Consider the following 23,495-nt stretch of genomic DNA (forward strand, 5'->3'; position numbering starts at 1 on the left):
CAGAGAAGGCCGACTTAGGCCTTCTTATTTCAAGCAACAGCTTAAAGAGCGGATAATCCAATGAAAAACCGCCTAACACTCATCGCAATATTCAGCCTAACGATGTTAGTAACAGCCTGTGGCGGCGGTGACAGCCAAAGCAGCGATAATGGCCAAACGCCGACTCCGCCGACGACACCAACTGTACCGACAACGCCCACCAGTCTGTGCGTGAATACCACTGGGCAAGTTAACTGGCCCGCCTTAATGGCAGAGGATTGCCCGGAATTAAGTCAATACGGGCTCTTTATCGACCCCGAAAACCCTACCGCGCAGCCGCAAGCACCGGGATTTGGTTATCAGCTCGCTACGCAGCTGTTTTCTAATTACGCCAGTAAATACCGCTTTATCTATTTACCCGCAGGCAGCAGCATGCAATACCAAGCGCAGGAGGCATTCGAGTTTCCAACTGGCGCCGTGCTGGTCAAAACCTTTGCTCTGCCACAGGATACAGCTATAACAGGCATAGCCAACGAAACCCTTATCGAAACGCGGCTATTGATAAAACGCTCCCAAGGCTGGACGAGTTTGGTTTATCAATGGCAACAAGGTGAAGCAAAGCTGCTTACCGCGAGCGCAAGCGTGCATCATACCCTGATTAATCAAGGCCAAAGTCAAAGCTTTGATTACAACATACCGAGCCGCGCCGAGTGCAAAATTTGCCACCAGATCAATCAAGATAACAGCAGTCAAATCATCCCGATAGGCCTTAAAGCCCATCTTTTGAATCGCGATATCATCGACCAAGGGCAAAGCGTCAATCAACTCAGCCTGTGGGCTAAGCAAGGCAAGCTTGAGCAGTTACCCGAGTTAAGCCAAGTCGCTAAAACCTATGCCATAGACAACCTCCAAGCCGATTTAACCAGCCGTGCTAAGGGCTATTTAGATGTTAACTGCGCCCATTGCCACAGCGCCAAAGGCTATGCCAGCATCTCCGGCTTACGCCTTGGGTTTTATATCGACCATACCAGCTATCAATATGGGATCTGCAAACAACCACCGGGGTGGGATGGTGGCCCTAAAGGACTCGATTACGATATCGTTCCCGGCAATGCCGACCACTCGATTCTGCTCTATCGCCAAACGCTGTCAGAACCTAAAGATCGCATGCCGCCCATTGGTCGCAACCTTGAGCACCAAGAAGGCGTGGAATTAATTCGTCAATGGATAGATTCACTGGCACCGAGTTTAGGGAATTGTACTTAGATGGATGACTAGCACTTATCAACGCTTAGGAAAGAGATACAGGCAATGGCTGTGTCTCTACACAACCACCAAATGATTTAACTATGGTTTTAACGGCAAAATAGCGGCTTTAACGGCAAGGTTCACTCAATCGCCTTGTTTAGTCAGCCCGTTAACCACCATTTAGCCGGCTAAAATACCCAGGCGGATGGCCAATCCAATGCTTAAAGGATTGACGGAAATGGCTAACATCGCTGTAACCTAAGGTCTCGGCAATCGCCTCAATATCCAACTCGTTAGCTAAAATCAACTCGACCGCCCTTTGGCAACGCACCTGATCGACTAAACGTTGGTAACTCGAGCCAAGCTGTGCCAGCTTACGCCGAAAGCTGCGATCGCTCATATGCAGTTGCGTCGCCATGTCATCTAAATGGAGCACTTGGGGAAAATGTTCGTTGATTGCCCCCAGCACGGTTTCGATAAAGGATGTGGTTGATACCGACGCGGTCTTTTCGGCGTAGGCAGGGAAAGGATACTGGATGGCAAGCGCGAGATGGTTGAGGGAAATGCTCCATTCGTAATATTCGCAATTAAACTGCACCCTAGCCCCCGTTGCCTGAGTTAAAAAACGCTCATCGCGGACAGGTTCCGCCAAATGGATTTGCCTAAGCGTTATCGCCTCCCCCGTGAGCTCTCTGGCAAGCCCTAACAGCGAACCAATGCTGTGCAGAAATTGAAATCCATATTGTGCTTTGTCGATACGGCCAGTATTTAGCCAACGAATGCAAACACAGTCTTCTTCTAGGCGCACTAAGGTGTCGGTAAAACTGCCAACCAGTTGGGGATGATTGACCACAAACTGCAGGCAGGCCTGTAGAGAAGTCAACTGCGCCAGATGGGGCAAGAGCACATCTAAACTACTCACCCGATAGCTTAGGCCTAATTTAGTGCCAATATCGGGGTCGCCGCCCTGCAAACGTAAAAACTCCATCGCATATTCTACCTGCCACACAAACACAAACTGGCAATGATTGAGCTCTGCTAGGCCAACGCCGATATGTTCACAGACTTGCTGTAAGGCGTTTTCGCCTAACTGCGAGGCAATAAAATCGAGAATATTACGTAGCTCAAATGCGGGATAGGTTTGATCACCTACCATCAGGTTCGTCTTGTAGTCGACGCGCTGTAACATGGAAAATCCTTAATTTGATTTGTTCAGCTTTTAATTCCCTAGGTGATTAGTTGTATAAGATCTCGCTTATTTTGAATAGTCTTAAACCAAACTTAATGTTAAAAAAATGTATTATTTTATTTCGCGCTCGGACAAAACAAAAACGCCTGCATATTCGCAGGCGTTTTCATCAGGATTGAGTTAACTCGTCGGCTTACATGGGACGATTTTTCTCAACTAATCGATTAAAAATCGCATTTACCGATAAAGACGCACCATGGGCGATTTTATCTGCCAACTTCTTACGGACTTGGTAGCGCAACTTGTACACAGTACGTTCGCCAGCTAACTGCATTAACACATCATCACTGGTTGAAATCGCATCGATAAGACCTAATTCAACCGCCTGTTGACCGTACCAATGTTCGCCCGTGGCCACCTTAGCCAAATCGAGCTGAGGACGATACTTGCTCACGAAAGCTTTAAACAACACATGGGTTTCTTCCAGCTCCTGTTGGAACTTCTGTCTGCCTTCGTCAGTATTTTCGCCAAACACGGTTAAGGTGCGCTTAAAATCACCGGCCGTGTGTTGCTCGTAGTCGATTTCATGTTTCTTCAATAAACGGTTGAAGTTAGGCAACTGGGCAACGACACCGATTGAACCTACGATGGCGAATGGCGCGGCATACACTTTGTTTGCCACACAGGCCATCATATAACCACCGCTGGCAGCGACCTTATCCACGCAAATCGTTAATGGGATTTCGGCCTGACGCAGACGGTCAAGCTGGCTAGAGGCCAGACCGTAGCCATGCACCATGCCACCGCCACTTTCGACATTCACCACCACTTCGTCGCCCTTTTCGGCAATGGTTAAAATCGCGCTGATTTCTTCCCGCAGTGAAGCTACTTCGGCGGCATCAATACTGCCTTTAAAATCAATAACAAAAACTTTGCCTTTGCTGTCTTCTTCGGCCGCTTTTTCCTTCGCCTTTTCGTCCGCTTTCAGCTGTTTTTCGTAGGCTTTAAACTGCTTCTTCGACAGCAGTTCTTCCTTCAAGCTGTGTTTAAGCTCTTCCAGTTCTTCTGAAAGATTGGTGATCCTCAGTTCACCTTTATCCGATTTGTGCTTCACCGTGGACGCGAGCACCACAATAATCACAGCAACAAGCGCAACCACTATTGTCACGGCTTTCGCTAAAAACATGCCATATTCGTATAGAAATTCCAAAGTACTCTCCGTTGGGGCCTAAGGTGATCCGGTTTAGTGCGCGCTATTCTAACAGTCTAAAGCGCCATAAAAAAACCCAGCAAAGGCTGGGTTTTTAGGATTTTACACGCGACTAGTTAGAACAGGTCGCAATCACGCTTGGATCGGTGACGAAAATCGTCGCTTCACCTTTACCTGCGGTAGAAGCATAGGTCGCCACTTGCGTCTGCATCTCAACGGTTGCCGCGGCAGCCATACCATCCGTTGAACTCTTCTCACTTGGGTCAACAATTGAGCTATGGTGCCCCTTAGCAAAACGCACCGCACCAGAACCTTTGGTGGTTGCATCCACACAAGGCAGACCGATTGCCGAGATCAACGGCTCAGTGCCTGAGAGCGGGAAGTTATCGACGCGATTAGGTAACACTTGGTCAGGTAAGTTACCGTTACCATCACCCGCGATTTCGATTAAGTGCACGGGTAATCCCGTTGCTTTCAACATACCTGCATGGTTAACCGGATCCGCCGAATCCACCGCCGTTTGCACCGCAAAGGCAAAGGTTGGAATAAACTGCGCATAAACCCCTTGTACTAAGGCCGCATATTCTGGGCTGCCTGGCTCGTATCCCGCAGTATTGGCTTTATCCACTAATGCTTGGAACGTCGATGAGGCAGTCACATTGCTAAACAGCACTGGGCCAAAGGTCGCAGAACCGGCAAACGCGCCCGCTAAACCACCCGCTGGTGCTGCCAGAGAGACCGCATTGATGGCATAAGGGTTAGGTAGCGCTTCGCCCGTGCTTGGATTTTTCATGCCCGTGCTGGCATAAGTCGCAAAGTCGGTGCCGACAATCGCACCTAAACTTAAGCCCTGCGCGCTAATCTTGGAAATATCGAATACTTGTGGTTGACCAGCCTGTGCAAGCCCCTGCGCTAAACCCGTTAAGGCTAAACGCACGACAAGGTGATCCATGGTGGCCTGACGGAAGTTATCCCGCACCGACAGCGTGCTTGAGATATTCACGAAGACGAGTGGATTACCATTCTTAAAGGCATCAGGTGTACCAATCACGTTACCGAAGGAAGGGTCGGTTGCCGATACTTCGTAAATCCCATCCCCATTGGCATCAAACGAGCGGGCACCATGCAAAGGCATATCGATGGCCACCGTTGCCACGCCCATAGCGGCATAGCTACCCGCATAGGCTAATGACATTTCCTTACCACCGCCTAAACCATGCAGCGCAATCGTCGTTGGCCAACCAGAAGTCGGTGGGGTAAAGGTTAAACCTTGTTGCTGATAGAAGGCCGCGAGTTTGGTCGCATTCGGCATAGAAATCAGTACAGGTACCGTTTCATAACCTTTAATCGCAGGGATGGGGTTAAATTTGGTTAAATGCTTGGTTTTATCCGCAGCCGTTCCATCATCGAGCAGCCAGGTTTTACCCGCCATCAAAGAAGGATTCGCTAACGCATCGGCAGGGTTCGCAATCCCATTGGCCACCGCCTGCATACCAAAGTTGGTTTGACTTAAGGTACCCGCTTGCAGCGCTAATAATACCGAAACAGGGCTATCACCTTGGGCTTTCCAGCGGCCATTGATCAGCGGCTGACCTGCCGATGACAGGCAGCTGACTGAGGAGCAGTCACCGTAAATTGGCAATTTAATCTTAGCGGTATAAACGTCGGCTAGGTTCGATACTACATACGCCGCGCCATCTGCTGGCGTTAAGCCTGCAGCCTGCGCCACAGTGTAACCCGCAGGCGTTGGCATTTGCGCAAAACTTGGGGCATAAGGTGCGCCCTGTGCCATCAAGAGTTTTGTGGTTTCATAGACGTTTGCAACCGATTGAGTGGTAAACAAGCCTGAATAGGTAATGGTTGAAGTATCGACATTGTGTGCCGCTGCAATCCCTTTCTCATAGCTGTTGACTAAGGTTTGTAGCATCAATTGGTCAGGCGTTTCTAAGGGTAAGGTGTTGATATCCATCTTCAACGTACCATAGGTCGTTGAAGGGGCAATGCCACGTCCCTCTGAATCCTGGATTAACTTGGTTGTTGCATAAATATAAGACTGGCCAGCTTTAAGCGGTTTGAGTGGCACAATAACGACTTTGTTACCCGATGCCGTTGAGACGAAATCCACCCCAAATTGTAATTCCGCACCGACTTTACAGGCAGAGACTGACGGTTTAGTTGTACATTCAGTATCCGATGACAACGGACCACCCACAGTGGCCTCAAACATTCTCACTGCGCCCGGTTGAGCAACCGATGCCGCCATCAGGGTCAGTTGGGTACCATCATGGTCTTTTGCTAAATCGATATCGATTGAAATGGGTGATGTGGTTGACCATCCATCTAAGGCACCAAGGGCAATTTGTGGATCGACATAGTTCCCCGAACTTTCACCCGGGATTGATAAGGTGCCATCCGTGGTGCCACTGAACAGCAAATCATTAGGCAAAGGCACTTTAGCATTCGCGGGGTCAAACACCATATGGGATTCAGGGATGAGCGGCTCTGTCTTATCCTTGAGTTCGTTATAACTGTCCTCGCCACATCCTGTGAGGCCCAGTGCTGATGCAATCGCAACACACAAAATGAGTCTTTTCATTTTTTTTCCCCAAATCTTGTTGTAATAGTTTTGTTTTCCCCAAGAAATTAGTCACAATAGCGCAAAAGCTATGACTAATAGGGCTTATGTTAGCCCCTAACTCGTTTCAAGTTAACGTAAAAGTATTGAGTTAGCCACAAGTTTGTCACAAACATTTTAGCTATTTATAACAAAGTTTCATTCATTTGTTTGAAACATGCGTTTAGCAATTCGGCGACTCTAGAAGTGGCGGGCATTTTCGCCAAGAGGAATAAAAGGCTCATGTTGGAATATCAAGCAGCAAAAGATTTACTCCAAGGTAAAACCATCCTGGTGACAGGCGCTGGCGCAGGTATCGGTCGCGCGGCGGCCATTGAATTTGCCAAACACGGTGCTACCGTGATTTTACTCGGTAAAACCGTCAAAAAACTCGAAGCCGTATACGATGTAATCGAACAGGCGGGTTACCCAACGCCAGCCATTGTGCCGTTGGATTTAAAAGGCGCCACCGAACAAAACTACCGCGACATGGCCGAAACCATTGGCGAGCAGTTTGGTCACTTAGATGGTCTGTTGCACAACGCCAGTTTACTCGGCGCCTTAGGCCCATTTGAACACATCGATATTCCATCACTCGAAGATGTACTGAAAGTCAACGTCACCTCACAGGTCATGCTGACCAAGGCCCTGTTGCCTATTATGCGCCAAGCACCCAGTGCCTCGATTATCTTTACCTCAAGCAGTGTTGGCCGTCAGGGCCGCGCCTACTGGGGCCCCTATGCCTTCTCTAAATTTGCTACCGAAGGCATGATGCAAGTGCTCGCCCACGAATGTGATGGCACTTCTGTACGCGTTAACAGCATTAATCCAGGTGCGACTCGCACCGAAATGCGTGCAAAAGCATACCCTGCCGAAAATCCATTAGATTTAAAAACGGCCGAAGAAATCATGCCAACGTATCTCTATTTAATGGGACAGGACTCTAGCGACATTAACGGTCAGCAATTTAACGCTCAATAGGCCGTGCTGCTCTAACGCATTGATACCTAGAAAATAAAGGGAGCCCTACGCTCCCTTTATTTTATCGGCCGCAGAAAGCAAAAAAGGCCGCATGCGGCCTTTTTACAGAGAGACTTAACATCACTCGAATGATATTAACTGCGCTGACGTGTTGGCTTAGCCTTAGGCGTTGCTGTCACTTTATGCTTGCGTACAGCGCGGCGAATTTTAGCGCTCTTCACCTGAGCACGGGCCACACTGTGTTTATCGGCAGCCAGCATAGTGCGAGTTTCAGGTTCAAGACCCGCTAATTGGCGCAGGTAGTTAACTTGCTCAATTGGCAATTCAACCCAGCCACCACGTGGCAGAGATTTAGGCAATTCCACCATACCGTAACGCACACGGATAAGACGGCTGACTTGCACCTCTTGGGATTCCCATAAACGACGCACTTCGCGGTTGCGGCCTTCACGTAAACATACGTGCCACCATTGGTTCATGCCCTCACCGCCCGCGGCTTTAATGGCATCGAACTGCGCCATACCGTCTTCCAACATTACGCCGGTACGCAGACGTTGTACCGCAGCCTCAGGCACTTCACCAAAGGTACGTACCGCGTATTCGCGTTCGACTTCGTTAGACGGGTGCATTAAACGGTTTGCTAATTCACCGTCGGAGGTAAACAGCAATAAGCCTGAAGTGTTGATATCCAGACGGCCGACCGCAACCCAACGGGAGTCACGCACTTTCGGCAAACGGTCAAACACGGTTGGACGACCTTCAGGGTCTTTACGGCTACAAATCTCACCTTCGGGTTTGTGATAGGCGAGTACGCGGCAAATCACATCGTCGGCGGACTTAAGCGATACGGCTCTACCATCAATACGAACCTTCGCATCGGCTTCGATACGGTCGCCAAGATTGGCAATCACGCCATCAATACTAACTCGGCCTGCAGCAATCCATGCCTCCATCTCACGACGGGAGCCATGGCCTGCACGGGCCAAGACTTTCTGCAATTTTTCACTCATTAGTATCTTGCTCTTCTGACTGTTCAGGCGTTACTTTCAAACCTGAAAATACCGCCTGCAATGACTCAGTATCCGTAAGCGCAGGTAAATCCGCTAGGGTATCTAAGCCAAAATAGGCTAAAAATTCTAAGGTCGTGGCGTAGAGTGCGGGTCGCCCCGGGACTTCTTTATGACCAACGACTTTAATCCAATGTCTATCTGACAAACTTTTAATGATATGGCTGCTAATGGCCACACCACGCACCTGCTCAATATCGCCACGGGTCACGGGTTGACGATAGGCGATCACCGCCAAGGTCTCTAATGTTGCCCGCGAATACTTAGGTGCTTTTTCCTGCCACAGGGGCTGCAAAAAAGGACTCAGGACTTCCAAGGTCTGGAAGCGATAACCTCCAGCCACTTTCACAAGTTGAACACCCCGTTCCTGATAATCCTGCTGCAACTCTTCCAATGCGGCTTTGATTTTGTCTCTGGAAACACTGAAATCCGCCAACACGGTTTCTTTCAACATTTTCACCGACAAGGGTTTCCCCAATACAAACAGACTCGCTTCTATAAGCTGTTTTAATTGAATTGGATTTATCTGCATCAATTAATAGGCCTTTACGTAAATAGTTGAAAACGGCTCTGTTTGGTACAATTCCACTAATAATTCTTTGACCAATTCCATTAGCGCTAAAAAGGTCACCACCACTCCGGCACGGCCTTCTTCGACGCTAAATAAACGCTCAAAGGGCGTAAACGTCTCGCTATTAAGCATGGCTAAAATTTGGCTCATGCGCTCGCGGGTCGATAACTGTTCACGCTTAACATGATGATCTTCGTTGGCATCGATACGTTTAAGCACTTCGCCAAAGGCGCGGGCGATTTCAAATAACGATACATCAGGCGGGATCACCAAAGGTTTGATATTCGGTGAAGGTGCCGCGGTTGCTTGAAACACATCGCGTTCAAGCCGAGGTAAATCATCAATTTTTTGCGAGGCTTCTTTGATAACCTCATAGGCCTTCAATTGACGGATCAACTGGGCCCGCGGATCTTCCTCCACTTCATCTTCCGCCACCATACGCGGCAGCAGCAGACGGGATTTAATCTCAGCCAGTGTTGCCGCCATGACCAAATAATCCGAGGCCAGTTCGATACGCGCCTGAGTGAGCATCGCGATATATTCTAGATATTGCGCGGTGATCTGCGAAATGGGTAAATCGACAACATCTAATTTTTGTTTACGGATCAAATACAAAAGTAAGTCGAGCGGCCCTTCGAAGGACTCCAAGAACACTTCTAACGCCTCAGGTGGAATAAACAAATCCTGCGGCATTTCGGTCATCGCCTGACCGCGAACAACGGCTAAGGGTAAACTTTGTTGCGTGCCCTGCATCCGCTATCCCCATGTAAAACAATCGTTTTTAAACGGTTGTAGATGACTGACTCGAACCCGTACTGAGCGCGGCATAAGCTCGCTATGCAAGCGCCCCCACGCCAAACGCGCGATTATACCCGCAATTGAGCGGCGATAATACTGTCAAATGATGGTTTTATCGCCTTAATCTCTTAGGATAAATCGCGGTTAGAGAAAGGGAGTCACATCACCCGCGCCTTCACGCAGCACTTCGAAACCATCTTCCGACATATCGATGACTGTGGTCGGTTTTTCACCTAAGTAGCCACCGTGCAGGATCACATCCACTTGATGTTCTAACAGATCGCGAATGTGCTCAGGATCCGATTCAGCAAAATCACTATTAGGCATCACCAAACTGGTCGACATCAGCGGCGCATCTAACGCTTCGAGCAGCGCTAAGGCAATCACATTGTCTGGCACGCGGATACCGATGGTTTTCTTCTTGTCATTTTGCAGACGACGGGGCACTTCCTTGCTCGCCTTAAAGATGAAAGTGTAAGGTCCAGGCGTGCAGCTTTTTAAGATGCGGTAGGCCTGATTATCCACCTTGGCATAGGTCGCTAACTCGGATAAGTCGCGGCACATTAACGAGAAATTATGGTCATGCTCGATTTGACGAATGCGGGTAATGCGCGTCATCGCATCTTTCTCGCCAATCATACAACCGAGGGCATAGCCCGAATCGGTTGGATATACAATCACACCGCCGGACTTAAGCACAGCCACGGCTTGACTGATCAGGCGTACCTGTGGATTTACTTCGTGTACATAAAAAAACTGACTCATGGTCGTTCCACCCAAGATCCCGACTGCCAGACCCAATCAATACCTTGAGGCTGGTAGAGGTTTTTACCTAGTTCAATCCAATTGCTTGGAAAGTGAAAATCACTCCCTATCGATGCAAGCAACTGATTTTGGACACTCAGCGCCACTAAATTTGCCCTGTCATCCACCGTTTGTTGGCCGAGTACCACTTCCATGGCATCCCCGCCTGCTTCTTTAAATTCTCGTACTAACCGCTTTAACCACTTGGCCGACAACTTATAACCGCTCGGATGGGCCAATACGGCGAGGCCGCCCGCATTGTGGATCACCTCAATCGCACTGGCCATATCGCCCCAATTGTTGGGCACATAACCGGTTTTACCGCGAGCTAAATAACGTTTGAACACACTTGGCATATCCACCGCATGGCCATTATCGGCAAGCCAGCGTGCATAGTGACCACGGCTTAAGGCAGCGCCAGCGGCGAGTTTTTTAGCGCCCTCATAGGCGCCTTCAATCCCGGCTTTAGCCAAGCGATGACCGATTTCTTCGGCGCGCTGCTCACGCAACTCACGCTGATGTGCCAAAAAGCCTAATAACTCGGCATGGGTCTCATCAAAGTTGAGTGCCACAATGTGAATATCGTAACTATTCCAACGGGTTGAAATCTCAACCCCAGAAATCAGTTTTAACGGTTCGGCCTGCGCTTGATTGAAGGCACGGGCTTCACTTAAGCCTGCAACCGTATCGTGATCCGTAATCGCAAATAACTGCACGCCCTTTTCAAGGGCTCTGGCGACCAGCTCGGACGGCGTGAGATGACCGTCGGATGCGGTCGTGTGGCTGTGCAAGTCAGCCAATATGCTTTGAGTATTCATGCCGTTATTGTACGTGAATTTAAGATGAAATGTGCATTTATCTCACACTTTATCGAGTAGGAATGGCATTCGGTACAGTGATTTAGCGGCGTGAATCCATCATTTTGAAAAATATTCAATTGACTTTCGGCTCAGGCTCATGTTTTCTATAGCTCAACTAACGAATTATTGAGGCCCTTTTGAATGACTCAGATTAACGCTTCTTTCAACATCATTTGGTGGTGGCACTTCCCAACTTAGCGGGTGGTGTGAAGCTCTGTGCTCATTTGAAAGTAACAGAATCAACAAAAAAGCCCGCAGAAATGCGGGCTTTTTTGTTGGTGCGAAAAATGTCTGCAACGCGGTAAACGGATAAAAAGCGAGATAAGCATGACCCTAAAGACATTTAATCAGGTTACCCAAGTTGATGGCGCGCATTTTGCCCCGTCTCAACAGACATTCGCACGTTCGCATACGCTCAAGGCGACGCTGGCATATCATAGCGACCCACTGCGCCTGTACCAGCACATCACCCAAGATGTACCCCATACCATGTTGTTAGAATCGGCAGAAATCGACAGCAAGGAAAATCTTAAGAGCATGGTGATGACCCATGCGGCGCTGATGATCCGCTGCGACGGCTATCGTTTACGCTTTAGCGCACTGAGTGACAATGGCATCAGTTTACTCGCCCCCATTGAGCAATTTTTTAGTGCTCGTTCAAGCCAAACTCAATGCCAACACGATGGCCACAACTTAGTGGTCACGCTGCAAAAGGACACTGAGCTTAAGGATGAAGATGCCCGCTTAAAATCCACCTCACCCCTCGATGGTTTGCGCTTGTTTGTAAAGCATATCGATTGTGGCCAGACGCCGGCATTCGAAGACTTATTTTTGGGAGGCGTGCTCTCCTACGATCTGATTGATACCGTCGAGCCTTTACCAGAAGCGCCAAATGGGGCAAATGATTGTCCTGATTATTTATTTTATCTCGCCGAAACCTTAATTCTTATCGATCACAAGCAAAAGCACGCCGAGATCATCACCCACAACTTTAGTGAAGGTTCTGCAAAACAGATTGAGGTGACCCAAGCCTTAGCCGAGCGAGCAGAGAATATCCGCGCCCAATGTGAAGCCTTAGTTAAGAGTGCAATGCCTGCGCCCGCCCTCATTGGCATAACGGCCAAAGAGCAAGTGAATGTCAGTGATGAGGACTTCAAACAAACCGTTATCGATTTAAAAGAACACATTATTGCTGGCGACATCTTCCAAGTCGTGCCTTCACGTAACTTTAGCCTGCCCTGCCCCAATACCTTGGGAGCTTACCGCGCACTGCGATTAACCAATCCCAGCCCCTATATGTTTTATTTCAGGGGCCATGACTTCACCCTGTTTGGCGCCTCGCCCGAGAGCGCGCTGAAATATGAAGCCAGCAATAATCAGGTCGAAGTGTACCCGATTGCAGGCACCCGTAAACGCGGCAAAACCGCCAGCGGCGAGATTGATTTCGACCTCGATAGCCGTATCGAACTCGAATTGCGTTTGGATAAAAAAGAGCTCTCCGAACATTTAATGTTGGTCGATTTAGCCCGTAACGATATCGCCCGTATCAGCCAAAGTGGTAGCCGCAAAGTGGCCGAGTTACTTAAAGTCGACCGTTATTCCCACGTGATGCACTTAGTCAGCCGCGTTACAGGTCAACTACGCCAAGACTTAGATGCACTCCACGCCTATCAGGCCTGTATGAATATGGGCACGCTAGTTGGCGCCCCAAAAGTGCGCGCCTCGCAATTGGTGCGTCAGGCAGAAAAGACCCGCCGCGGCAGCTACGGCGGCGCTGTGGGTTACCTCAACGCCCTTGGGGATATGGACACCTGTATCGTGATCCGCTCCGCCTTTGTGAAAAACGGCGTGGCCCATATCCAAGCGGGTGCTGGCGTGGTGTTTGATTCCGATCCCCAGAGTGAAGCCGATGAAACCCGCCAAAAGGCGCAGGCAGTGATTTCGGCCATCAAGATGGGCGCTGGCTTGGATGAAAGCCAGCAAGCAACTGCGACCACTACGACTGAACAATAAAGATAAGGAGCCCAAGATGAAACTCTATTTACTCGATAACTTCGACTCCTTTACCTACAACTTAGTCGACCAATTTAGAAGCCTTGGCTGTGAAGTGGTGATCTACCGTAACGATGTTGCCGCCGACTATATCGCCGACAAGCTGTTAGCGGAAACCGAGCCTAGCGCCTTAGTCCTATCGCCAGGCCCAGGTGCGCCCCATGAAGCGGGTTCCATGATGGCGTTGATCGACAAAGTCGCGGGCAAAGTGCCTATGCTTGGGATCTGTCTAGGTCATCAAGCCATGGTGGAATATTACGGTGGTAAAGTGGAGCGCGCGCCTTTCGTGGTTCATGGTAAAGCCAGCCCCACCTTCCATGATGGTACGGGCGTGTTTGCTAACTTGCCTTCGCCGCTACCTGTCGCCCGTTATCACAGCTTAGTCGCCACAAAAGTACCCGATTGTCTTGAAGTGATTGCCACCACAGAAGAGATGCCAATGGCGATTTTGCACTCCGAGCACAGAGCGGTCGGTTTTCAGTTTCATCCAGAATCCATCTTAACCACCTTGGGCAGCACATTGTTAACCCAAACCCTACGCTTTTTGACTCAAGACATCGCCCACAATACCGCAGGAGCCCAATAATGAGCGCAACATCGATTCAGCCCCTGCTCGATATTTTGTTTCAGGGTAAGGCATTGACCCGCGAGCAAACCGCCAGCCTCTTTAGCACCCTTATCCAAGGTGAAATGAATGAGGCAGTGATGGCGGCAATGTTAATGGCCCTTAAAATTCGCGGTGAAACCATTGCCGAAATAAGTGGCGCCGCCGATGCGATGCGCGCCGCCGCCAAGCCATTCCCCTATCCAGCCTCAAGCCGTAGCCAAGGGATTATCGATATCGTTGGCACCGGTGGCGATGGTTTTAATACCATCAATATTTCCACCACAGCAGCCTTTGTCGCCGCCGCTGCTGGCGCCAAGGTTGCAAAACACGGTAATCGCTCGGTCTCGAGCAAATCGGGCTCTTCGGATTTACTCGCCCAATTTGGCATCGATTTAACCATGTCACCCGAGCTGGCGAGCCGTTGCTTAGAATCACTCAACCTGTGTTTCCTGTTTGCGCCCCACTACCATGGCGGTGTCAAACATGCGGTGCCCGTGCGCCAAGCGCTGAAAACTCGCACCTTATTCAATGTGTTAGGGCCATTAATTAACCCAGCGCGCCCAGAATTTATGTTGCTTGGGGTCTATAGTCCTGAACTGGTGACGCCCATCGCCCGCGTACTGCAAGCCCTCGGCACGCAAAGAGCCATGGTGGTACACGGCAGTGGTTTAGATGAAGTGGCGCTCCATGGCAGCACGCAGGTCGCCGAACTCAAAGACGGTGAGATTATTGAGTATCAACTAACGCCTGCGGATTTTGGCGTGCCTCAAGCCCAAATTAGCGAGCTTGAAGGCGGAGAGCCTGCACAAAACGCCCAAATCACTCAATCTATTTTGCAAGGACAAGGCAGCGATGCCCACACCCATGCGGTTGCCATTAATGCCGGTTGTGCCTTATATCTGTGTGGCCTATCGGACTCAGTCAAAGCTGGCACCACCCTTGCGCTCAATACCATTAAAAGCGGCAAAGCCTTTGAATTACTGAATCAACTCGCTAAAGTCAGCAGCGAAGCACAGGAATAATGACCATGGCACAGGTTCAACAACCCGAGGCGCATCGCTCGGAAGATAATCAAGCATCGCAGGATGTAAGGGGTAGCATGCAAACCAGCACCGCAAAAGCCAACGTTTTAACCCGTATCGTCGATACTAAGGTCGCCCATATCGCCGCCCTTAAGTTGCGTTTTCCTGAAGACAGCTTAACCCCCAAGATTTCGGACCGTAGTTTATTTGCCGCCTTAAAAGCCCCGAAGGCGGGTTATATTTTAGAGTGTAAAAAAGCCAGTCCATCCAAAGGCTTAATCCGTAAAGACTTTGATGTCGAAGCCATCGCATCAATTTATACCCAATATGCCGCTGGGATTTCGGTATTAACCGATGAGCAATTTTTCCAAGGAGACATGGACTATATCCCGAAAGTACGGGCAAAAGTGAGCCAACCGATTCTGTGTAAAGACTTTTTTGTTGACGAATATCAAATCAAGTTGGCGGCACATCAGGGCGCCGATGCGATTCTGCTGATGCTTTCAGTGCTCGATGATGAGCGATATCAGCAACTTGCCAGCGAGGCGGCCAAGTATCAACTCGATGTGCTGACGGAAGTCAGCAATGAGGAAGAACTGAAACGCGCCATCGCCTTAAACGCACCTATTATTGGCATTAATAACCGCAACTTACGGGATTTAAGTACCGATTTGGCCACCACAGAAGCCCTTGCGCCGCATATCGGCAGCGAACGAGTAGTGATCAGCGAATCGGGCATTTACACTAACGAACAAGTGCGCCGCTTAAGTCCGTTAGTCGATGGCTTCTTAGTCGGTAGCTCGATTATGGCCGAAGAAGACATTGATTTAGCCTGCCGGAAATTGATCTTCGGTCACAATAAAGTCTGCGGCCTCACCCGCCTTGAAGATATTCAAGCGGCGGCCACTGCCGGCGCCGTGTATGCAGGACTTATTTTTGCTGAAAAATCACCGCGCGCGCTCACCCAAGATGCCGCCAAACAGTTAGTACAGCAATACCGCGCCGCTAACTTGCCCGCCATTGAGTTTGTCGGCGTATTTGTAAACAGCACGCCTGAATTCATGGCGAATATCGCCCAAGAATGTGGCTTAGCCGCGCTGCAACTGCATGGCAGTGAGACTGAGTTGGAAATTGCCGAGTTAAGCCAATTGCTGCAACAGGCCGGACTGAACACTCAAATTTGGAAGGCGGTCAGTGTCGATGCTCAAAGTGGTGAGCTTGCTGCGATGCCAAGAGGGGTGCAGCGTTATCTTTTTGATAGCAAGAATGACGCAGGTTTTGGTGGCACGGGGCAAGCCTTTGATTGGCAACTCCCCATTGCCCATAAAGCCGAGGCCATGCTCGCGGGCGGCCTCAATGCTGACAATGCCGCCCGAGCCAACGCCCAAGGATTTTACGGCTTAGATTTTAACTCTGGCCTCGAAACGGCTCCCGGCGTTAAGTCGGCAGAGAAAATTCAAGCGGCATTTAGTCAATTACGACTCTAGACCAGCTTTTATAAAAACCAGTGCAAAGCACAGGCTAGCAAGAATTGAAACTCGATGGCGTTAACCTAAAACGCCATCGAAACAAATGAATAGGATAAGGAACAAGGTATGTCACAGTTAAAGCTTAACCCTTATTTCGGCGAATACGGCGGTATGTATGTGCCGCAGATTTTAGTCCCCGCCCTCAAGCAACTCGAAAACGCCTTTGTCGAAGCGCAGGCCGATGAATCCTTTCAAGCCGAGTTTACCGACCTACTGAAAAACTACGCTGGTCGCCCAACGGCACTGACCTTAACCCGCAATTTAAGCCCTAACCCTATGGTGAAAATCTACCTCAAGCGGGAAGATTTACTCCACGGCGGCGCCCATAAAACCAACCAGGTATTGGGCCAAGCATTATTGGCTAAACGCATGGGTAAAAAGGAGATTATTGCCGAAACCGGCGCAGGCCAACACGGTGTTGCCACCGCCCTTGCCTGTGCACTGCTGGGATTAAAGTGCAAAGTGTATATGGGCGCGAAAGACGTTGCCCGCCAATCACCTAACGTATTTAGAATGCGTTTGATGGGCGCAGAAGTCATTCCTGTCACCTCAGGTTCTGCCACCTTAAAAGATGCCTGTAACGAGGCCATGCGCGACTGGTCCGGCAGCTACGAAAAAGCCCACTATCTATTAGGCACAGCCGCAGGGCCGCACCCTTTCCCGACCATAGTGCGTGAGTTCCAACGTATGATCGGCGAAGAAACCAAGAAGCAAATGCTGGAGCGCGAAGGTCGTCTACCCGATGCGGTGATCGCCTGTGTCGGCGGTGGCTCTAATGCCATCGGTATGTTTGCCGACTTTATTGATGAAACCAGTGTCGAGCTAATTGGGGTAGAACCCGCAGGTAAAGGCATCGATACCCATATGCACGGTGCGCCGCTCAAACATGGCAAAACTGGGATTTTCTTTGGTATGAAGGCGCCCCTGATGCAGGACAGCGAAGGTCAAATCGAAGAGTCTTATTCGATTTCAGCAGGCCTCGACTTCCCCTCCGTTGGCCCACAACACGCCCATTTGAACGCGATTGGCCGTGCTCGCTACGAATCGGCCACCGATGATGAAGCCCTAGAAGCCTTCCAATTATTGGCTCGTAGCGAAGGGATTATCCCCGCGCTCGAATCGGCCCACGCCCTCGCCTATGCCCTGCGCCTAGCGAAAGAGTGCACCAAAGAAACCATTTTGGTCGTTAACCTCTCGGGTCGAGGTGATAAGGATATTTTCACTGTGTCAGACATTTTAAACGGTAAAGAGGAATAACTAAGATGAGCAACACTGCAACCCAAACTATCCCTCAGCAAAGCGGCCGTTATCACGCAGCGTTTAGCCGTTTAAAAGCCGAAGGCCGCGGCGCCTTTGTGCCCTTTGTCACCTTAGGCGATCCAAGCCCTAAGTTGTCGCTGAAAATTATCGATACCTTAGTGCAAAATGGTGCCGATGCTCTGGAATTAGGTTTTCCCTTCTCCGATCCGCTGGCCGATGGCCCGGTGATCCAAGGCGCGAACCTCAGAGCCCTCGCCGCGAGTACAACGCCCACGCAGTGCTTCAACCTATTAGCGCAAATTCGCGCTAAATACCCTGAACTGCCAATTGGATTATTGCTATACGCGAACCTCGTATTCGCTAATGGCATCGATGCTTTTTACGCTAAAGCGCAGCAAGCGGGCGTGGACTCAGTGCTTATCGCCGATGTGCCAGTTGAAGAAGCCGCGCCTTTTATTCAAGCCGCTAAGGCCCATGGTATCGCGCCAATTTTTATCGCGCCGCCCAATGCCGATAGCGAAACCCTTGAAAAAGTGAGCCAAAGTGGCGAAGGCTATACCTATCTATTGTCCCGCGCCGGTGTGACAGGCACAGACACTAAGGCGGGTACGCCCGTTGAAGATATTTTAGCTAAGCTGCAAGCATTTAATGCGCCGCCACCGCTATTAGGCTTTGGGATCGCCGAGCCTGCTCAAGTGAGCGCCGCCATCAAAGCGGGCGCAGCGGGTGCGATTTCTGGCTCGGCCGTGGTTAAAATTATCGAAGCCCATCAACAGGATGAAGCTAAGTTACTGTCCACTTTAGGCGAATTTACCCGCGCCATGAAAGCGGCCACCTAATTAATTAAACCACTGACCATCTGAGCACAGACGTGTTTGCACCTGTGCTCAGTTGTTTCTAAGCGCTAAAAATGCCTCCAGCTCAGTTCGACAATCAGGTTTACCTCAGTGCCTCATTTGACTTAACACCTGCAAAATACGCTTTCAATGACTCAAGGCTTTGTTTGCGATCGCTAAGCTGTTGTCTCTCGCTATATTGGATCAACTGCTCGAGGTATTGCTGAGGTGGAGTCACCCTCAAGCCAAAGCGCTCCGATAATAATCGATATTGGTCAATCACTTGCTGCTTGCTAAATGTCTCGGCATAGATATCGATGGCAAAGTCTTTAAACAGATGGCGAATACCATCGTATAAACCTATGTGACTCACACTCTGATGTGTCTCGTCGGGATAGTATTTGGCCGCAAAACTCAGTCCTTGAGGGGGACTTTTAGTCAGCTTGTCCGCAAAGGCCAAATTTAAATCTCTATGATAGGAAGACACGCCAAATCCCGGTGACAAGGGATTATTTGCAATCGCCATAAAGAGTTGTTTCTGCTTGAAATCGCCCTTTTCAACTCGGTTTTCGAGCTGAGTGAGGTAATGTGGGCTGTCAAACCACAGACTAGTATCAATGGCGATATAGGCCGAAAAAAGTTGCCTGTCGGTACGTAGCGCTTCCATCGCCACTAAGCCCCCAAAGGAGTGGCCCACCAACACATTAATGCCATTGGTTCGCAGCTGACTATGTATGCTCGGCGCTAATTCCTGCTCGATAAAATCTAAAAATCGCCCCGCACCACCCGTTTGCTGGTATTTGGGATTGCCTTTTTTCCCACTAGGCAACACCAGCGTATGGGTCGGAGTGTAATCCCGCATCCTTTCGGTGTTATTAATGCCAACAATAATCATCTTGGGGATTTGCGGCATAGCGCCTTGACTTAAAAATTGCAGCAAGCTTGCCATATGATCAAATTGTTCATCTGCATCAAGTAGATAAACAACGGGATACGCCTCAGTCGATTGTGCATATCCCTCAGGAAGTGCAATCAGATACTGCCGTGTTTCCTTAAGCAGCTTGGACTGCAATTGCTGGCTTTGATATTCCACCGCCGCGGTGGGCGGTGATATCACGCTCCCCATCAATAAACCGACTACAACTAAAAAGTATCGCATTGGGTACTGTTTCCTATTAGGAAGATATTGAATATTCGATGAAAATGCATTTAAGACGCTAATAATGCGCAGTCTGCATTGAGGGACAAGGCGACAATATTTCCCCTCCTCCATCCTGCTAAGTGACGTGAATCACATCATCTTCGATTACATTGTAAATGACAATTATTATCATTCAAAGAAATGAGTGATTGTGCTATTTTGGCGACCAGTTGAAATAGTCGATTTACAAAGATTTACCATTTTTGCTTTGTTAATTAATTAGATAATGGATATCGGGGGATTGAAATTGAGTAACCATAAAACGCTAAATCGTTTTCCTTTCGCACTGTTAGCACTCGCCTGTTCACTGCAACCACTCCTGTCGGCACAGGCCGATGACACAGAACTCGAACACATAGTGGTCACCGCCAGCGCTAAGGACCAACAGTTAAGTTCAGCGCCCGCCTCTATCTCTGTCATCGATGCCGAAGAGATTAAGTTGCTGCCCGTAAAAGATCTCGGCGACGTGCTGCGTGGCAGTGTCGGTGTCAACGTGGTCAGTGGTAACGCAGGACGTAACAGCCTCTATGTCCGTGGTATGGATGAAACCTATGTACTAATGCTCGTTAACGGCAAACGCGTGTCCTCCTCAAACGGCCTTTGGCGCGGAGGTAACTTCGACATTACCGCAATTCCGATTGATGCAATCTCGCGGGTCGAAATTGTCCGTGGTCCAATGTCGGCACTCTACGGCTCAGACGCCGTTGGCGGGGTGATTAACGTGATCACTAAGGCGCCGACCGAGGATTGGCAGCTCACCCTCGATGCCGAATACAGTCAAATGCAAGAAGGGGATGGCGGCGATAGACAACGCTACAACGTGTTTACCTCGGGGAAATTGACCGATAGCTTAGGGCTGATGCTCACCGCCGAATCCGCAGAGCAGGATCTTTGGCAATTACCCGAAATCACACCGACCTTCGATACCATAGAAGAGCGTAAAACCAAGAAACTCTACAGCGCACTCACTTGGCAGTTGACTGACAATCAAACATTAGACTTTGATTATCAATATGATAAAGACAAAGTCCCTCTCACGACCTATGCTGAGAAATCAAAGCGCGAACAGCAAATCGAGCGCAATACCTTTGGCCTTACCCACAAGGCAGACTGGCAATGGGGCCAAACCCAGTTAGAGGCCAATCTCGAAGATTCTAAGCTCTACGACTACAACAGCCGTTACAGCCTGCAGCCGCCTTTAGGACGCCATATTGATGAAAAGAATACTAGCTTCAAAGCCACCAGCTTTTTCAGCCTATGGCAGCAGGACTTTACCTTAGGCGGCGAGTACCATAAGACCGAGGTTGAAGATCCAGTTCAGTACCCCACAACCAAAGGTGATAGCGTCGACCAATACTCACTCTTCGCTCAAGATGAAATCGACTTCTTAGATGACTGGACGCTGACCTTAGGTGCCCGCTACGAAGATAATGAAAAGTATGGCAATAACCTCAGCCCGCGCGCCTATATTGTCTATCGTGCCACCGATAAACTGACCTTTAAAGGCGGTGTAGGCACGGCCTTTAGGGCTCCGGCGTTATTTGAGTCATCGCCCACTTTTGCATCAGTCAGTTGCGGTGGTGCCTGCTCCGTGGTTGGTAATCCCGATCTCGACCCAGAAACCAGCGTAAACTATGAGTTCTCAGTACTCATGAGCGATAACACTTGGGATATTTCGGCAACGGCCTACCACAATAAAGTCAAAGACTTAATCACAGTATCGACCTGGGATAGAGTGAGCCCGAGCCGGACTTATTACAATGAGTCCGAAGTGACCTTACAGGGGATAGAACTGACGGGCCGAATCGATTTGACCGAAGATCTCAGTCTTAAAGGCAACTACAGCTATCTAGATACAGAAAAAAGCGATGGCTCAGAGTTAAATGGACGTCCCGATCAAACCGCCAATCTTCAGCTCGATTGGCATATGACTGATGACTGGCAACTCTATGTCAGCGGTAACTATTTTGGTGACTACTTAGATAGCAGCGCGATAAAACGCAGTGGCTATAGCCGCTTCGATTTTGGCACCAGCTATCGGTTAACGGAAAACATCAAGCTACGCGCGGGTATGACCAACTTTACCAACGAGCAACCCGCTGAAGACTCCGACGGCACCACAGAAACCATTCTGCCGGGACGCGCCGTGTTCGCTGGGGTGACGTTAACGCTGTAATCGCCTTCAATGAGTGTTTCGCCACTGAAGGGCCAAATCATCGGATTTGGCCCTTTTCTTTCTCGCCTCCCACACTGCGACAACCAATGATGCCAAAGTAAGAACTCTCAGCTTCTTAAAACTGTCAAACCCAAGGCTTATATTGAGCGCTGAGTCGCATGTCTTAGCGAAAGAGATGTTAATATAGCGCCGGTAACATCGGCAGTTTTGTTATGGTAAATGGACTTTTTATGCAGTATCAAATCTATATTCTCGACGTCACCCCTTGGGGTTGTGGTTTTCAAGGTGAAGTGGCCGCCCAATGGGATAATGGCGCCCCGGTGTGGTTTTATTATCAGGGGAGCGATCAACAGGCTAAACAACGTTTTCCCGTTAATCAGTGGGTTAAGGTTGAACTCTTCGGCCGCTTAGCCAAGGCAAACCTGCAGACCGACATCATTGAACACCGCCAGAGTCTGCACTTCCCTAAACATAATTGTCACTTTGAGGCATCCGGACAAATCGTTGAGATCACCCAAACGCCCGATGATACTGTGTATCTATTGCAATCTAGCCTTCCCCTGCCCTTCGATAACGAACTGGGCACCTCTCCGATCTCCCGCGGTCATTGGGTCAATGTCACTGGGGAATTATGGGTGACTAACTGGCAAGATTAAGGCTAAGCTAGACTCCCTCCCTAAACCATGACTTTGCCTAACGAGACGGTGAATCATGGCTAAGCGTCAATGGCTTTTAGGCCACTTTGTCTCTAGAATGGCGAACAGGTTGTGCTTAAGGTATTAATGATTAAGCCTAATCTATACATTCTTTCGCCAGAGCAAATCCGATTGAGGCCACATGTCCAGCTTAGATTCTGTACCCAATAAAAACCGTACGATTTTTGGTACTCCAAAATTACCCGCTAAATACGTTACGATTGTGATGCCGTTTTTTCTATCAATTTTAATGAGTTGCATCGTTTCAGGGATCAGTACCTTAAACGGTGTCGGTGCATCGGAGCAATTTGTTGAGCTCTGGTTTAGCGCATGGTTTATCTCTTGGATTGTCGCCTTCCCGACTCTATTGATGGTGCTCCCCTTAGTGCGAAAGTTAACCGCCGCCTTTGTGCAATTACCTTAAACTCACCTCCGTGTTTAATGCTGCTAAAGCCATTTTCTAAAATGGCTTTTATGTTTTTCCTCGCTTTACCCCTAAATCATCTAATAACCTAGTCAAGCTCTCGGATTTACAGTCGATTTACACTCAAGATTGGCTCACACTTTCGTTGCTTAAGCCTGCGTCCTCCAATCCCATCAGTCCGAAATAAATCCCTATTCAACTCAAATATAATTAACTGTTTTATTTTAAATAATTTTTAAAACATCACCTTAAGCATAAGTTTTACACCATTTTTGCTACGGCAATTCCCTCGCTAACAAACCGTATTTCAGCCCTTTATTTCCCAGTCAAAAGTACGACTCCTTCGACAACCTGCAAATGATAATGATTTGC

General features: G+C 49.2%; 20 protein-coding genes and 1 other annotated feature. Of the genes, 11 read left to right on the forward strand and 9 right to left on the reverse strand.

Annotation, left to right across the window (positions count from 1 at the left end):
- Positions 1 to 60 precede the first annotated feature (60 nt).
- Positions 61 to 1,245, forward strand: coding sequence for an SO2930 family diheme c-type cytochrome (locus B5P39_RS15345; RefSeq protein WP_088212138.1), 1,185 nt, complete (start codon positions 61 to 63; stop codon positions 1,243 to 1,245).
- A 151-nt stretch (positions 1,246 to 1,396) separates the two neighbouring features.
- Here the strand turns inward: B5P39_RS15345 and B5P39_RS15350 are convergent, their stop codons facing one another.
- From B5P39_RS15350 to B5P39_RS15360, 3 genes are all read right to left on the reverse strand, one after another.
- Entirely contained in the window at positions 1,397 to 2,416 is a 1,020-nt protein-coding gene (locus B5P39_RS15350; protein ID WP_088212139.1) for an AraC family transcriptional regulator, read from the reverse strand.
- 193 nt (positions 2,417 to 2,609) lie between these two features.
- Positions 2,610 to 3,626, reverse strand: a complete 1,017-nt coding sequence (gene sohB / locus B5P39_RS15355) for a protease SohB (RefSeq protein ID WP_088212140.1) — start codon at positions 3,624 to 3,626, stop codon at positions 2,610 to 2,612.
- Between the two features lie 112 nt (positions 3,627 to 3,738).
- Positions 3,739 to 6,222, reverse strand: a complete 2,484-nt coding sequence (locus tag B5P39_RS15360) for a VolA/Pla-1 family phospholipase (RefSeq protein WP_088212141.1) — start codon at positions 6,220 to 6,222, stop codon at positions 3,739 to 3,741.
- Between the two features lie 261 nt (positions 6,223 to 6,483).
- Between B5P39_RS15360 and B5P39_RS15365 the strand changes: the two genes are divergently transcribed.
- The gene (locus B5P39_RS15365; RefSeq protein WP_088212142.1) at positions 6,484 to 7,221 is read left to right on the forward strand and encodes a YciK family oxidoreductase; all 738 of its coding nucleotides are present in this window, start codon (positions 6,484 to 6,486) and stop codon (positions 7,219 to 7,221) included.
- A 134-nt stretch (positions 7,222 to 7,355) separates the two neighbouring features.
- On the opposite strand, the gene rluB is transcribed toward B5P39_RS15365, so the two are convergent.
- The 5 genes from rluB to rnm form a co-directional block, all read right to left on the reverse strand.
- Positions 7,356 to 8,231, reverse strand: coding sequence for a 23S rRNA pseudouridine(2605) synthase RluB (gene rluB / locus B5P39_RS15370; protein WP_011716577.1), 876 nt, complete (start codon positions 8,229 to 8,231; stop codon positions 7,356 to 7,358).
- On the reverse strand, positions 8,224 to 8,820 hold the full coding sequence (gene scpB / locus B5P39_RS15375) for an SMC-Scp complex subunit ScpB (RefSeq protein WP_011622248.1): 597 nt from the start codon (positions 8,818 to 8,820) through the stop codon (positions 8,224 to 8,226). The genes rluB and scpB overlap by 8 nt, the downstream gene beginning before the upstream one ends.
- A gap of 3 nt (positions 8,821 to 8,823) precedes the next feature.
- Positions 8,824 to 9,612, reverse strand: coding sequence for a segregation and condensation protein A (locus tag B5P39_RS15380; RefSeq protein WP_011622247.1), 789 nt, complete (start codon positions 9,610 to 9,612; stop codon positions 8,824 to 8,826).
- Positions 9,613 to 9,801: 189 nt separating this feature from the next.
- Positions 9,802 to 10,422: an L-threonylcarbamoyladenylate synthase gene (locus B5P39_RS15385; RefSeq protein ID WP_086904495.1), complete on the reverse strand. Its 621-nt coding sequence runs from the start codon at positions 10,420 to 10,422 to the stop codon at positions 9,802 to 9,804.
- Positions 10,419 to 11,279 carry an RNase RNM gene (gene rnm / locus B5P39_RS15390; RefSeq protein ID WP_088212143.1) on the reverse strand — a complete coding sequence of 287 codons (861 nt, stop codon included), beginning with the start codon at positions 11,277 to 11,279 and terminating at the stop codon, positions 10,419 to 10,421. Before rnm ends, B5P39_RS15385 begins: the two co-directional genes overlap by 4 nt.
- A gap of 210 nt (positions 11,280 to 11,489) precedes the next feature.
- Positions 11,490 to 11,597 (forward strand) — a sequence feature (Trp leader region).
- Positions 11,598 to 11,648: 51 nt separating this feature from the next.
- Between rnm and B5P39_RS15395 the strand changes: the two genes are divergently transcribed.
- The 6 genes from B5P39_RS15395 (at position 11,649) to trpA (ending at position 18,630) form a co-directional block, all read left to right on the forward strand.
- On the forward strand, positions 11,649 to 13,334 hold the full coding sequence (locus B5P39_RS15395; protein ID WP_088212144.1) for an anthranilate synthase component 1: 1,686 nt from the start codon (positions 11,649 to 11,651) through the stop codon (positions 13,332 to 13,334).
- Positions 13,335 to 13,350: 16 nt separating this feature from the next.
- Positions 13,351 to 13,959: an aminodeoxychorismate/anthranilate synthase component II gene (locus B5P39_RS15400; protein ID WP_088212145.1), complete on the forward strand. Its 609-nt coding sequence runs from the start codon at positions 13,351 to 13,353 to the stop codon at positions 13,957 to 13,959.
- Positions 13,959 to 15,002 carry an anthranilate phosphoribosyltransferase gene (trpD, locus tag B5P39_RS15405; protein WP_088212146.1) on the forward strand — a complete coding sequence of 348 codons (1,044 nt, stop codon included), beginning with the start codon at positions 13,959 to 13,961 and terminating at the stop codon, positions 15,000 to 15,002. The genes B5P39_RS15400 and trpD overlap by 1 nt, the downstream gene beginning before the upstream one ends.
- 77 nt (positions 15,003 to 15,079) lie before the next feature.
- Positions 15,080 to 16,489, forward strand: coding sequence for a bifunctional indole-3-glycerol-phosphate synthase TrpC/phosphoribosylanthranilate isomerase TrpF (gene trpCF, locus B5P39_RS15410; RefSeq protein ID WP_425383220.1), 1,410 nt, complete (start codon positions 15,080 to 15,082; stop codon positions 16,487 to 16,489).
- A 108-nt stretch (positions 16,490 to 16,597) separates the two neighbouring features.
- Positions 16,598 to 17,788, forward strand: coding sequence for a tryptophan synthase subunit beta (gene trpB, locus B5P39_RS15415; RefSeq protein WP_011622240.1), 1,191 nt, complete (start codon positions 16,598 to 16,600; stop codon positions 17,786 to 17,788).
- 5 nt (positions 17,789 to 17,793) lie between these two features.
- Positions 17,794 to 18,630, forward strand: a complete 837-nt coding sequence (trpA, locus tag B5P39_RS15420; protein ID WP_088212148.1) for a tryptophan synthase subunit alpha — start codon at positions 17,794 to 17,796, stop codon at positions 18,628 to 18,630.
- A gap of 100 nt (positions 18,631 to 18,730) precedes the next feature.
- Here trpA and B5P39_RS15425 read toward each other — a convergent pair whose 3' ends face one another.
- On the reverse strand, positions 18,731 to 19,786 hold the full coding sequence (locus tag B5P39_RS15425) for an alpha/beta hydrolase (protein WP_088212149.1): 1,056 nt from the start codon (positions 19,784 to 19,786) through the stop codon (positions 18,731 to 18,733).
- A 289-nt stretch (positions 19,787 to 20,075) separates the two neighbouring features.
- On the opposite strand from B5P39_RS15425, the gene B5P39_RS15430 reads away from it, so the two are divergent.
- From B5P39_RS15430 to B5P39_RS15440, 3 genes are all read left to right on the forward strand, one after another.
- Positions 20,076 to 22,004, forward strand: coding sequence for a TonB-dependent receptor domain-containing protein (locus tag B5P39_RS15430; RefSeq protein WP_176399962.1), 1,929 nt, complete (start codon positions 20,076 to 20,078; stop codon positions 22,002 to 22,004).
- 230 nt (positions 22,005 to 22,234) lie between these two features.
- The gene (locus B5P39_RS15435) at positions 22,235 to 22,660 is read left to right on the forward strand and encodes a glycerate kinase (protein WP_088212151.1); all 426 of its coding nucleotides are present in this window, start codon (positions 22,235 to 22,237) and stop codon (positions 22,658 to 22,660) included.
- 181 nt (positions 22,661 to 22,841) lie between these two features.
- Positions 22,842 to 23,123 (forward strand): DUF2798 domain-containing protein, encoded by a 282-nt coding sequence (locus B5P39_RS15440; RefSeq protein WP_088212152.1) that lies wholly within the window; start codon positions 22,842 to 22,844, stop codon positions 23,121 to 23,123.
- Positions 23,124 to 23,495: the final 372 nt, after the last annotated feature.

Origin of the sequence: Shewanella sp. Shew256 (assembly GCF_002196695.1) — a bacterium.
Classification (GTDB): Bacteria; Pseudomonadota; Gammaproteobacteria; order Enterobacterales; family Shewanellaceae; genus Shewanella; species Shewanella mangrovisoli.